The sequence below is a fragment of the Marinobacter sp. R17 genome (assembly GCF_003789045.1).
GTDB classification, from domain to species: domain Bacteria; phylum Pseudomonadota; class Gammaproteobacteria; order Pseudomonadales; family Oleiphilaceae; genus Marinobacter_A; species Marinobacter_A mangrovi.
In genome coordinates this window covers 78,031-90,785 of the sequence record NZ_RHGZ01000015.1, presented here as the reverse complement: position 1 = coordinate 90,785, position 12,755 = coordinate 78,031, and the positions used below count along the sequence as shown (strand labels likewise).

Below are 12,755 nucleotides of genomic sequence, written 5' to 3'. Positions count from 1 at the left end.
CGTTTGGTTTGGGCCGGTCTCAGGCGCTGGCTTCAATGTTCTCTGGGCGACGTTCCGGAAGCATTCCGCGTTCCAGGATGAAGCTGATGATCGTCTCCAGCCCTATCCCGTCATACAGGTTGGTGAACACGAACGGCCGCTCGCCGCGCATCTTTTTGGAATCCCGATCCATCACCTCCAGCGAGGCGTGGACCTGTTCGGCGATGTCGATCTTGTTGATGATCAGCAGGTCGGACTTGGTGATGCCCGGCCCGCCCTTGCGGGGGATCTTGTCGCCGGCGGAGACGTCGATGACGTACAGGGTGAGGTCCGACAGTTCCGGGCTGAAGGTGGCGGAGAGGTTGTCGCCGCCGGATTCCACCAGCACCAGTTCCAGGTCCGGGTGGCGGGACTGGAGGTCGTCGATGGCCGCCAGGTTCATGGAGGCATCCTCGCGGATGGCGGTGTGCGGGCAGCCACCGGTTTCCACGCCGAGGATGCGGTCGGCTTCCAGGGCTTCGTGGCGCAGCAGGAAATCGGCGTCTTCCCGGGTGTAAATATCGTTGGTGACCACGGCGATGTTGTAGTGGTCGCGCAGGGCCAGGCAGAGCTGGCGCAGCAGGGCGGTTTTACCGGAACCGACAGGGCCACCGACCCCGACTCGCAGACAATGTTTCATGGTGTGTTCCTCATCGTTGTTTGTTTTCAAAGGCCTCCACCGGGCGTCGAAGCAGTCAGGCATTCAGCTTCCGGGACATCCCACAGCAGGGATGCTGTGGGTAGCGTACAGGGACGTATGTACAGCGCGTCCCGGAAGCTGGGTGCCTGTCTGCGCACCTCAGTCGAAGTCCTCCTAACTTCTGAACAATCTCGAATACTGTGTTTCGTGGTGTGCGGACGCGAGTGCCAAACCCGGCAGAATCGGGCCCAGCTCGTCATCCTCCAGCACCAGAGCGTTATCCACGGCATTTACCAGTGCCGGGCGCAGGTGTTCGGTCAGCCGCTGGGCGGCGGTGTGCCCCAGCGGCAGCGCCTTGCAGGCCACGGCGAGCTGGTTTTCCAGCCACGCCCAGGCGAAGCCGAGCAGGGTCTGGCGCACGGGCACGCTGCGCTGGTGCGCGGCCCAGGCGAAGACGGTGACGTAGCCCGGCTCGTGGGGCATCTGGCCGTCTTCCGGCATCAGCGCCAGGCTGGTGAGCAGGCGCGTGAGCGCCGAGCCCAGGCGGATGTCCTCGTCGCTCAGTTCGGCGGTTTCCCGGGTGGCGTGGAGCCAGTCGTTCCACTGCGCCAGGGTCGCGGTGTCGCCGTCGGCCCAGGCCTGTTGCTGGCGTGCCAGCACGGGCAGTTCGCAGCGGGTCAGGCCGTCGTCCAGCACGCCCGCCAGCCACTGGCCCAGGTCGGCCTCATTGCGCACCCAGTCCAGCTCGAAAGCGCTTTCCAGCCCCTGGGACCAGGCAAAGGCCCCGATGGGCAGCGCCGGGCTGACCAGTTGCAGCAGGCCGAGCAGGCTGAGATCCGCCATGGGCGATGCCTCAGTGGACATGATCGCTCCCGTGTCCGTGGCTGTGCGGGTGATCGTGACCGTGGTCGTGATCGTGCGAATGGCCGTGACTCTCTCCGTGGCTATGGCTATGCCCATGGCCATGACAGTGACCGTGCGAGTGCCCCGCCTGGGAATAGGCGCCCGGCTCGGGATCAAACGGGGCCTGATGGTGCTTCAGGGTGGCGCCGAGGCGTTCGGCCAGCTCTTCCAGCACGTGGTCCGGCGGGAAGCGGACCCAGCCGGACTGCCCAGAGCCCCCATCGAGCGTCTCATCAATCGTGCCGATGGCCAGCTGCACGTGGCGGTTGCCCAGGTGGTAACACAGGCGCGCCAGCGGCAGGCCCGCGGGGATCTGGGCGGTGACCACCGGCTCGTCGGCGGCGCGGATGCGGACCACTTCGCCGCCGGCGGATTGCAGGCAGTCGCCGTCCCGCAGCACCGGGCCGCGATCCAGGAACAGGCCCACGTCGGTGCCGTTGTCCGTGGTGGCCCGCAGGCGGCCGCGGATGCGCAGCTCGAACGGCAGGGTCAGGCTGTCGAAGATTTCCGCCGACTCGACCGGGGCGATGCGTTGTGTCAGTTCAATCATGCGGGCGTCCTCAGAACAGGTGATAACGCTGGGCCAGCGGCAGCTCGGTGGCCGGCTCGCAGGTGAGCAGCTCGCCGTCGGCGTGGACCTCGTAGGTCTGCGGGTCGACGGTCAGCGTCGGGCAGGCGTCGTTGAGTTTCATGTCGCTCTTGCGCACCTGGCGTACGCCTTTGCAGGCCGACAGCGGACTGTCCAGCCCCAGCGCCTTGTCGATGCCGGCGTCCAGTGCGGCCTGGCTGACGAAGGTCAGGCGGGTGGCACTGGCGGCCTTGCCGTAGGCGCCGAACATGGGGCGGTAGTGCACCGGCTGCGGCGTGGGGATGGAGGCGTTCGGGTCGCCCATCGGCGCCGCGGCGATCATGCCGCCCTTGATAATGGTGGCGGGCTTCACGCCGAAGAAGGCCGGGCTCCACAGCACGAGGTCCGCCAGCTTGCCCACTTCCACCGAGCCCACGTCGTGCGCGATGCCGTGGGTGATGGCGGAGTTGATGGTGTACTTGGCGATGTAGCGCTTGGCGCGGAAGTTGTCGGCGCCCAGTTCCTGGTCTTCCGGCAGCAGGCCGCGCTGGACTTTCATCTTGTGGGCGGTCTGCCAGGTGCGGCAGATGACCTCGCCCACCCGGCCCATGGCCTGGGAGTCGGAGGAGATCATGGAGATCACGCCCATGTCGTGGAGGATGTCCTCGGCGGCGATGGTCTCGCGGCGGATGCGGGAGTCGGCGAAGGCCACGTCTTCCGGGATGTTCGGATCCAGGTGGTGGCAGACCATCAGCATGTCCAGGTGCTCGTCGATGGTGTTCACCGTGTAGGGCCGCGTCGGGTTGGTGGACGACGGCAGCACGTTGGCTTTCGAGCATGCGGTGATGATGTCCGGCGCGTGGCCGCCGCCCGCCCCTTCCGTGTGGAAGGTGTGGATGCAGCGGTCCTTGAACGCGGCCAGGGTGTCTTCGACGAAGCCGGATTCGTTCAGGGTGTCGGTGTGGATGGCCACCTGCACGTCGTACTTGTCGGCGACGGTCAGGCAGTTGTCGATGGCGGCCGGGGTGGTGCCCCAGTCTTCGTGCAGCTTGAGACCGATCACGCCTGCTTCCACCTGAATTTCCAGCGCTTCCGGCAGGGAGGCGTTGCCCTTGCCGAGGAAGCCGATGTTCATGGGCAGCGTGTCCACTGCCTGCAGCATCTTGCCGATGTGCCACGGCCCCGGCGTGCAGGTGGTGGCGTTGGTGCCGGTGGCCGGCCCGGTGCCGCCGCCGAGCATGGTGGTGATGCCGCTCATCAGGGCCTCTTCCACCTGCTGCGGGCAGATGAAGTGGATGTGCGGGTCGATGCCGCCGGCGGTGAGGATCTTGCCCTCCCCGGCGATGATTTCAGTGCCCGGGCCGATGAAGATCTCGACGTCCGGCTGGGTGTCCGGGTTGCCCGCCTTGCCGATGGCGGCGATGCGGCCTTTCTGGAGGCCAACGTCCGCTTTGACGACGCCCCACCAGTCGAGGATCAGGGCGTTGGTGATGACGGTGTCCATGACCGCGTCGTCGCAGCGCTGGCTCTGGCCCATGCCGTCACGGATGACTTTGCCGCCGCCGAATTTAACCTCGTCGCCGTAGTGGGTGTGGTCCTTCTCGACCTCGATCCAGAGTTCGGTGTCCCCGAGCCGCACGCGGTCGCCCACGGTGGGGCCGTACATGTCGGCGTAGGCTTGTCTGCTGATTTTCATTGTCTGCCTCATATCCTTGAAACTTGTGCCGGAGCCGTGCGGTCAGTGGTGCTCGGGACACGCTGCAAGTCCATCCCTGGACGCTCGACGGCAGCATCCCTGCTGCCGACGGTCCCGATCACCACTGCCCGCCCGTCTCTAAAGCTCATGCCTTATCGTCGACCTTGCCCATGACCTCACCCCGGAAGCCGTAGATCTCGCGCTTGCCCGCGTAGGGAATCAGGGTGACTTCGCGGGTCTGGCCCGGTTCGAAGCGGATCGCGGTGCCGGCGGCGATGTCCAGCCGGTAGCCGGTGGCCTTATTGCGGTCGAAGGTGAGCGCCGGGTTGGCTTCGGCAAAGTGGTAGTGGGAGCCGATCTGCACCGGGCGGTCGCCGGTGTTGCCCACCTCGACGGTGATGCGCTCGCGGCCGGCACAGAGTTCGATGTCGCCGTCCTTGATGTGGTATTCGCCGGGAATCATAAAAAGCCTCCTGTAAAGGCCGGTGAGAAGCGTTGGCGAGGCTGCCAGTGCAAGGCAAAAGAAGGCGAAAAAGCGCAGTTTATGTGCGAATAAATGAGCATTTTGAGTCTTCTTTTAACGCCGCAATGGCAACGCAGGTAGCTTCTCATCGGCCTTCAGACGATTGGGTTGTGGACGGTGACTAGTTTGGTGCCGTCCGGAAAGGTGGCTTCGACCTGCACTTCGTCGACCATTTCCGCGACGCCTTCCATCACGTCGTCCCGGGTCAGCACTTCGGTGCCCAGGCTCATGAGTTCGGCGACGGTGCGGCCTTCGCGGGCGCCCTCGAGGATTTCGGCGCTGATCAGGGCCACGGATTCCGGGTAGTTGAGCTTGAGGCCCTTGGCCTTGCGGCGCTCGGCGAGCAGTGCTGCGGTGAACAGCATCAGCTTGTCTTTGTCTCTGGGGGTGAGCTCCATCGTCGTAACTCCGTTGTTTGCGATGTTCTTATGTCTTTTCTGGTGTAGCCGACGCTTTAGCTTCGGAGCGGGCCATGGGGCCGCCGGATGTTGGCCGGGCGTCTGGCGACGCCTCCGAAGCTGAAGCGTCGGCTACATTGGATCGTGCTTCCTGTTCTCCCCGAGCTATCGGTCTCGGGTCGTTAGCCCCTCGCCCCTGGTGGGGTGAAGGCGGATCAAGCGAAGCAACGCTTCGCCCGCCGGAACGCCCGTTGCCTCCGGCAATGGGCCGGGGCGCGGAGCGGGGGTTGGGGAGAGGGGGGGGAGCGTTTGACTCCGAATCTCTATCGGGCGCCTTTGGCGCCTACCCCTCTCCCTGACCCTCTCCCTCAAGGGGAGAGGGAATGCATCTGTTCAACCTCTTGCCTTTCTCATGCCTGCGCCACCCAACCGACATCCCCTCCTGTTATCCCCGAGCTATCGGTCTCGGGTCGTTAGCCCCTCGCCCCTGGAGGGAGAGGGGTTGGGGAGAGGGGGGAGCGGTTAACTCCGAATCTCTATCAGGCGCCTTTGGCGCCTACCCCTCTCCCTGGCCCTCTCCCTCAAGGGGAGAGGGGATGCATGTCTTCAGCCTTGTGCCATTCGAGTGTCTGGTAGCTCGTAGGTTGGGCTGACGCAGGAAGCCCAACAGACCGGGTTAGCGGCCAATCTCATCCAATCCAATGATCGTCAAGCCAGGCTCCAGGCCCGCCCTCGATAACGGGAACGCCCGGTGCCTGCTTATTGTTGGGCTTCCTGCGTCAGCCCAACCTACGTTCCTAGGTCATCCAGATTCTCGGTATATGAGCTTCCTGCCTCGTCAATCTCGGCCTCAGGATCTCCCAGGCCTGCTGGCAAATGGCCCAGCTCGTAGGTTGGGCTGACGCAGGAAGCCCGACAGACCGGGTTAGCGGCCAATCTCGTCCAATCCAATGATCGTCAAGCCAGGCTCCAGGCCCGTCCTCGATAACGGGAACGTCCGGTGCCTGCCTATTGTTGGGCTTCCTGCGTCAGCCCAACCTACGTTCCTAGGTCATCCAGATTCTCGGTATATGAGCTTCCTGACCCGTCAATCTCGGTCTCAGGATTTCCCAGGCCAGCTGGCAAATGGCCCAGGCTTCGTTGCGTTCGTGGCCGATGTAGCGCAGCAGCAACACGCCCCGGCGGCGGGTGACCGCCCATCTCGGGGACGCGGTGATCTGCTCGCGCAGGGCGTCGATGGCTTCGTTTTCATCCTCTAAACCCACCGCCCACAGCGTGGCCTGGACGGTGCTGCCGCCCTGCCCCCAATGGCCTTTGAACCGGGGATGCGTCGGGTCCATGGGCTGGCGTTCGATCCACAGGGGGCGACCGTCGCGGGTCAGGCGGAAGCGTTGTTCCAGATGGCCGCTGACGAACGGCAAATCCCCCACCGGGCGGCCGAGGGCCAGCACTTCCCAGCCGATGCAGCGGGCCGATCCGGTGAGGTCGATGGTGGTGGTCTGTTCGCCCCGGGAGCCGTCGAAGGCGAGGGTTTCCTGGGGGAGCCATTCCAGGGTGGCTCCGTCGGCCACGTTCAGCTGCGTGTGCTGCGCCCAGGCGACGCCGTGGCTGTCGGCCTTGTAGAGCTTGGCGGCGGCCGGGGTGGTCAGCAGCGCGTGCGCGCCTTCCGCCAGGGAGGCGGTGATGGACAGCGCGTCGCCGCTTACCAGTCCGCCCGGCGGATGCAGCAGGTACACGTGGCAGCAGCCGTCACGGCCTTCCGGGTAGAACGGCTTCTGGACCCGCAGCGGGCCGTAGTGGCGGCGGCGGACCAGTCGGGTGATGCGCTGCAGCGACTCGCGCCGGGCCTCGAAACCCAGTTCGATGGACGCCGCCCAGCGCCGCCCGGTATCGAAGCGGTGGCCCGAGTCGTTGGCGGACTCGCGGTCGTTGGGCAGCGGCGTGTTCAGGGGTGCAAAAATCGTCATACGGTCAGGTGCTGCTTGATGAGTGCGTCGGACAGCTCGGCGATCTCGCCGTCAGCCACATGACGGCCCCGGTCCATGATGGCGAAACGGTCGGCGTACTTGCGGGCAAACGGCAGTTTCTGTTCCACCAGCAACACGGTCAGACCGTCCTCCTCGATCAGCTTGCGAATGACCTCGCCGATCTGGGCGACGATGTTGGGCTGGATACCCTCGCCCGGTTCATCGAGGATCAGCAGGCGCGGCTCGATCACCAGCGCGCGGCCGATGGCCAACTGCTGTTGCTGGCCGCCGGAGAGGTCGCCGCCGCGGCGGTTTTTCATTTCCCTGAGCACCGGGAACAGCTCATAGACCCGTTCCGGGATGGTCTTGCTGCCGTCCTGCCGCACGGCCAGGCCGGTGCGCAGGTTTTCCTCGACGGTCAGCAGCGGAAAAATCTGCCGCCCCTGAGGAACATAGCCGATGCCCAGACGGGAGCGGTCCTCGATCTTGCGTTGGGTCAATTCCACGTCGCCGGCGAACAGGATGCTGCCGTCCTTGACGCTTTCCTCGCCCATGACGCATTTCATCAGGGTGGTCTTGCCCACGCCGTTGCGGCCCATGACACAGGTGCACTGGCCCTGGGGCACGTCCAGGTCGAGGTCCCAGAGGGTGTGGCTCTCGCCGTAGAACTGGTTGAGTTTTTCGATCTTGAGCATCAGGCGCCCTCCCCCAGATAGACTTCGATCACCTTGGGATCGTTGGACACGTCGTCCATGGAACCTTCCGCCAGCACGCTGCCCTGGTGCAGGACGGTGACGGTGCGGGCGATGGAGCGGACGAAGCCCATGTCGTGCTCGACGACGACCACGGACTGCTTGCCCGCCAGGCTGGTGAGCAGTTCGGCGGTGCGCTCCATTTCCTGTTCGGTCATGCCGGCGACGGGTTCGTCCACCAGCAGCAGGCGCGGCTTCTGCATCAGCAGCATGCCGATCTCCAGCCACTGTTTCTGGCCGTGGGAAAGGATGCCCGCCTCGCGGTGGCGCAGGTCGGTGAGGCCGATGGTGGTCAACACTTCGTCGATGCGGGCCTTGGCCTCGCCGGTGAGTCGGGCGGTCAGGGTCGGCAGCACCCGCTTGTCGGTGGCCATGGCCAGCTCGAGGTTTTCGAACACGGTCAGGGCCTCGAACACGGTGGGCTTCTGGAACTTGCGGCCGATGCCGAGGCTGGCGATGTCCGGCTCGTTCATCGTCAGCAGGTTGTGACGGCTGCCGAACCAGACCGAGCCCATGTCCGGGCGGGTCTTGCCGGTGATGATGTCCATCATCGTGGTCTTGCCCGCGCCGTTGGGACCGATGATGCAGCGCAGTTCACCGTCGTCGATGGTCAGGTTCAGGTTGTTGATGGCCCGGAAGCCGTCGAAGCTGACGGTGACGTCTTCCAGGTAGAGGATCGGCCCGTGACGGACGTCCACCGGGGACGCCGTCGGGGTCAGGAAATCAAAGACCCGGTCGCGGTGGGTCAGCTCGCTCATGATGCTCATGCGGTGGCCTCCTTGCCGCTGGTGGGTGCTTCGGATTCATCATCCGTTTTCTTCTTCAGGCCCGGCAGCAGGCCGGCGATGCCCTTGGGCAGGAACACGGTGACCAGCACGAACAACGCGCCCAGGGCGAACAGCCACGCGTCCGGTAGGATGCCGGTGAACACGGTCTTGGCGTAGTTGATGATGATCGCGCCGATGACCGCCCCGTAGAGCGTCGCGCGGCCGCCGAGGGCCACCCACACCACGATCTCAATCGAGAACAGCGGCGAGAATTCGCTGGGGTTGATGATGCCCACCTGCGGCACATAGAGCGCTCCGGCCACACCCGCCAGCATGGCGGAGACCACGAACACGAACAGCTGCACCCGCTCCACCCGATAGCCGAGGAACCGCGTGCGCGCCTCGGCGTCCCGGCAGGCCACGCTGACGCGGCCCAGCTTGGAGGTGACGATGGCGCGACAGATCACGTAGCCCACCGCCAGCGCGATGCCGGTGGCGATGAACAAGCCGAGGCGGGCGGCGTCGGTGCGCAGGTCGAAGCCGAGAATGTCCTTGAAGTCGGTCAGCCCGTTGTTGCCGCCGAAGCCCATCTCGTTGCGGAAGAAGGCCAGCATCAGGGCGAAGGTCAGCGCCTGGGTGATGATCGACAGGTACACGCCGGTCACCCGCGAGCGGAAGGCGAGGAAGCCGAACACCAGCGCCAGCAGGCCCGGGGCCAGCAGCACCATGATGAAGGCGAACCAGGCCATGTCGAAGCCGTACCAGTACCAGGGCAGCGAGTCCCAGTTCAGGAACACCATGAAGTCCGGCAGGGTCGGGTCGCCGTAGACGCCGCGATCGCCGATCTGGCGCATCAGGTACATGCCCATGGCGTAGCCGCCCAGGGCAAAGAAGGCGCCGTGGCCCAGGCTGAGGATACCGAGGTAGCCCCAGACCAGATCGACGGCCACCGCCAGCAGCGCGTAGCACAGATACTTGCCCAGCAGGGTGACGGTGTAGGAACTCACGTACAGGGCGCTGCCTTCCGGCATCACCAGATGCAGGACGGAAACGGCCATAACGGCCAGGAACAGCACGCCCAGGAAGATCTGGGTAGACCGCTCATTAAAGGGTTTCGTTAACCACATGCCTCAACCCTCCGCAGCGCGGCCTTTCTGGGGGAAGAGTCCCCTCGGGCGCTTTTGAATGAACAGGATGATGAAGACCAGCACCAGGATCTTGGCCAGGACGGCGCCCGCCCAAGGTTCCAGCAACTGGTTGATGGTGCCCAGCGACAGACCGGCCACCAGCGTGCCCCACAGGTTCCCGACGCCGCCGAACACCACGACCATGAAGGAGTCGATGATGTAGTTCTGGCCCAGGTTGGGACCGACGTTGGTGATCTGCGACAGGGCCACGCCCGCCAGCCCGGCGACGCCGGAGCCGAGTGCGAAGGTCATGATGTCCACCTTGGTGGCCTTGATGCCCATGGAGCGGGCCATGGCGCGGTTCTGGGTGACGGCGCGCACTTCGAGACCCAGGCGGGTCTTGCGCATGATCAGCATCAGGCCGACGAACACGACCAGCGCGAAGCCGATGATGTAGAGCCGGTTCAGCGTCAGGGACAGGGCCTCGTTCACCATGATGGAGCCGCTCATCCAGTCCGGCGTGACCACCGTGCGGTTGAGCGGGGAAATGACGGTCCGCACCAGTTGCTGCAGCACCAGGCTGATGCCGAAGGTGGCCAGCAGGGTTTCCAGCGGGCGGCCCTTCAGGAACTGGATGACGCTGCGTTCGATGGCCACGCCCGCCAGCGCAGAGACCAGGAAGCCGGCCGGAATGGAGAGGACCAGCGCCAGTCCCGGCTGGCCCGGCAGCATCTGCTGCATGCCCCAGGTGGTGTAGGCGCCGAGCATGATCAGCTCGCCGTGGGCCATGTTGATCACGCCCATGACGCCGAAGGTGATGGCCAGGCCGATGGCCGCCAGCACCAGCACGGAACCGAGCGACAGGCCGAAGTACAGGGTCTCGGCCGCGCGATTCCATTTGAGTTTGGTTTCGATGGAGGCCAGCGCGTCCTCGGCCGCTTTCTTGAGGGCCGGGTCGTCGCTGTAGGTGGCGCTGTTCAGGGCCGCGCGGGCTTCAGAGTTGAGGCTGCCGGAGAGCGTCTTCACCGCACTCAGGTCGCCCTGCTCTTCCACCTTGTAGATCGCCAGCGCCTCGTTCAGCGTGGCCTTGACGTCGGCGTCTTCCTCGCTGGCCATCAGCTCGGTCAGCTTCTTGGCCATGGCCTCATCAACGTTGCCGCGCAGGCCCCGGGCCGCTTCCAGACGCTTGTCGGCGTCGTTCACGGTCAGGTCGATGACCGAGAGGATGCCGTCGATCTCGCTGCGCAGGGAGTTGTTGACGCGGATGGTATCCAGATCGCGGCGGGAGATCTCCCCCAGGTCGTCGCCGGTCAGGGCATCCTGGACTTTCCAGTTGCGGCCGCGGTTGGACAGTACGATGACGAATTTGCCGGAGCCCTCAGCGTCACCTTTAGAAGGTTCTATTTTCGCGAGCTTGCCGGCGGAGAAGGCTTCCAGCCAGCCCCGGGCCCGCTCGTCGCCACTGCGGGCGATCTCACCGGCGATCTTCCCTTTCTGGGCGTAGGAAGCGTCCGCCAGTTGGGTCAGTAACGACTGAGCCTGCTCGTCGTTGGCCTGGGCGTGCCCCAGCACCGGCAACGACAGCAGGCAGACAATAAGCAGCTGTTTGAGCGATCGGATGATGCTCATGGTTGCGTCCTATCCAATGTGAATCCTTGAGGCGGCGACGCTTCGAAAAAGGGCTGTGACAACCCGACGACAGTCCCTTTCGGAAACGCCCGCCCTGTGCCTTGAGGTGGGCGGGTGCCCCGAAGGACACCCGCACCGGATGGTGCCTTACTCGGCAGCGACTTCAGACTTGCCACCGCAGGACTTGGTGACGACGTTGTAGTTGCCGCAGTGCAGGGGCTTGCGCCAGTCACTGATCAGGTCCTTCGAACCCGGCAGGTAATCCGACCACGCATCGCCCGCAACGGTGGACGGGGTCTGCCAGACGACGGAGAACTGACCGTTGTCCTGGATCTCGCCGATCAGCACCGGCTTGGTGATGTGATGGTTCGGCATCATGGTGGCGTAGCCGCCGGTCAGGTTCGGTACGGATACTCCGATGATGGCGTCCTTAACCGCGTCCACGTCGGTGGTGCCGGCCTTCTTGACCGCTTCCTTCCACATGTTGAAGCCGATGTAGTGCGCTTCCATCGGGTCGTTGGTCACGGCGTCTTCCTTGCCGGTGTAGGCGACCCACTTGTCGATAAAGTCGTAGTTGGCGTCGGTGTCGACGCTCATGAAGTAGTTCCACGCGGCCAGGTGACCGACCAGCGGGCCGGTGTCGATGCCGGACAGTTCCTGCTCACCCACGGAGAAAGCGACGACCGGGATGTCCTCGGCCTTGATGCCCTGGTTGGCCAGCTCGCGGTAGAACGGGACGTTGGCGTCGCCGTTGATGGTGGAGACCACGGCGGTTTTCTTGCCCTGGCTGCCGAAGGTCTTGATGTCGGAGACGATGGACTGCCAGTTGGAGTGACCGAACGGCGTGTAGTTGACCATGATGTCCTCATCGGCCACGCCGTGATCCTTCAGGTACGCCTCGAGGATCTTGTTGGTGGTGCGCGGGTAGACGTAGTCGGTGCCCGCCAGGACCCAGCGCTTCACGCCGACCTGGTTCATCAGGTAATTCACCGCCGGGATCGCCTGCTGGTTGGGCGCGGCACCGGTGTAGAACACGTTTTCGGAAGATTCTTCACCTTCGTACTGGACCGGGTAGAACAGCAGGCCGTTCAGTTCCTCGACCACCGGCAGTACGGATTTACGGGAGACGGACGTCCAGTTACCGAAGATGACGTCGACTTTGTCCTTGGCCAGCAGCTCGCGGGCCTTCTCGGCGAACAGCGGCCAGTTGGAGGCCGGATCCACCACCACCGGCTCGAGCTTGCGACCCAGCAGGCCGCCCTTCTCGTTCTGCTCCTTGATGAGCATGAGCATGGTGTCTTTCAGGGTGGATTCACTGATGGCCATGGTGCCGGACAGGGAGTGAAGGATACCGATCTTGATCGGGCCTTCGTCGGCCGCAGCCACCGGGGCAGAAACGGAAACGGTCAGAGTAAGAGCCAGCGCAGATAAACCTGCTGTTATTTGCTTTTTGATTTTCATGGAATGCGTCCTTTTATCCTGGTTGGGTTTTCCAATGCTTCAAACGCATCCCACGGCAGTGCATCCAGCATTCCAGCACCCAATTATCGATTACATTTCAGTAAGTTAACTAGTATACAAGGCAGACAACCCCTGCTCCCGCAACGCTGCAGGCGCCCCGATTGAAGACAGGCGGCCCATTTGCGCACCATTTAAGTGCAACGCTACCGAAAGTCCGGTCTCCGGGCTGCAGGCCGAAAACTTCAATATCGGTATAGGGTTACTGAATCATCTCGAATACGGCCGCCTAAGCCCCTTGACACGCAC

Annotated in this window: 12 protein-coding genes; all 12 read right to left on the bottom strand. The window is 64.2% G+C overall.

What is annotated here, in order from left to right:
- Nucleotides 1–19: 19 nt before the first annotated feature.
- Nucleotides 20–658, bottom strand: a complete 639-nt coding sequence (gene ureG / locus EB809_RS12225) for an urease accessory protein UreG (protein ID WP_123635105.1) — start codon at nt 656–658, stop codon at nt 20–22.
- A 174-nt stretch (nt 659–832) separates the two neighbouring features.
- The gene (locus EB809_RS12220) at nt 833–1,522 is read right to left on the bottom strand and encodes an urease accessory protein UreF (protein ID WP_123635104.1); all 690 of its coding nucleotides are present in this window, start codon (nt 1,520–1,522) and stop codon (nt 833–835) included.
- Nucleotides 1,512–2,111, bottom strand: a complete 600-nt coding sequence (gene ureE / locus EB809_RS12215; RefSeq protein ID WP_123635103.1) for an urease accessory protein UreE — start codon at nt 2,109–2,111, stop codon at nt 1,512–1,514. Before ureE ends, EB809_RS12220 begins: the two co-directional genes overlap by 11 nt.
- Nucleotides 2,112–2,121: 10 nt before the next feature.
- Nucleotides 2,122–3,825, bottom strand: a complete 1,704-nt coding sequence (gene ureC / locus EB809_RS12210) for an urease subunit alpha (RefSeq protein WP_123635102.1) — start codon at nt 3,823–3,825, stop codon at nt 2,122–2,124.
- A 145-nt stretch (nt 3,826–3,970) separates the two neighbouring features.
- Nucleotides 3,971–4,288 carry an urease subunit beta gene (locus EB809_RS12205; RefSeq protein WP_123635101.1) on the bottom strand — a complete coding sequence of 106 codons (318 nt, stop codon included), beginning with the start codon at nt 4,286–4,288 and terminating at the stop codon, nt 3,971–3,973.
- A gap of 155 nt (nt 4,289–4,443) precedes the next feature.
- Nucleotides 4,444–4,746 (bottom strand): urease subunit gamma, encoded by a 303-nt coding sequence (gene ureA, locus EB809_RS12200; protein WP_111494800.1) that lies wholly within the window; start codon nt 4,744–4,746, stop codon nt 4,444–4,446.
- A 1,046-nt stretch (nt 4,747–5,792) separates the two neighbouring features.
- The gene (locus EB809_RS12195) at nt 5,793–6,713 is read right to left on the bottom strand and encodes an urease accessory protein UreD (RefSeq protein WP_123635100.1); all 921 of its coding nucleotides are present in this window, start codon (nt 6,711–6,713) and stop codon (nt 5,793–5,795) included.
- Nucleotides 6,710–7,408: an urea ABC transporter ATP-binding subunit UrtE gene (gene urtE, locus EB809_RS12190; RefSeq protein ID WP_123635099.1), complete on the bottom strand. Its 699-nt coding sequence runs from the start codon at nt 7,406–7,408 to the stop codon at nt 6,710–6,712. The genes EB809_RS12195 and urtE overlap by 4 nt, the downstream gene beginning before the upstream one ends.
- Entirely contained in the window at nt 7,408–8,232 is an 825-nt protein-coding gene (urtD, locus tag EB809_RS12185; RefSeq protein WP_123635098.1) for an urea ABC transporter ATP-binding protein UrtD, read from the bottom strand. Before urtD ends, urtE begins: the two co-directional genes overlap by 1 nt.
- Nucleotides 8,229–9,359 (bottom strand): urea ABC transporter permease subunit UrtC, encoded by a 1,131-nt coding sequence (urtC, locus tag EB809_RS12180; protein ID WP_123635097.1) that lies wholly within the window; start codon nt 9,357–9,359, stop codon nt 8,229–8,231. Before urtC ends, urtD begins: the two co-directional genes overlap by 4 nt.
- Before the next feature lie 3 nt (nt 9,360–9,362).
- A complete protein-coding gene (gene urtB, locus EB809_RS12175) occupies nt 9,363–10,988 on the bottom strand; it encodes an urea ABC transporter permease subunit UrtB (RefSeq protein WP_123635096.1) in 1,626 nt (541 codons plus the stop codon).
- A 147-nt stretch (nt 10,989–11,135) separates the two neighbouring features.
- A complete protein-coding gene (urtA, locus tag EB809_RS12170; RefSeq protein WP_123635095.1) occupies nt 11,136–12,449 on the bottom strand; it encodes an urea ABC transporter substrate-binding protein in 1,314 nt (437 codons plus the stop codon).
- Nucleotides 12,450–12,755: the final 306 nt, after the last annotated feature.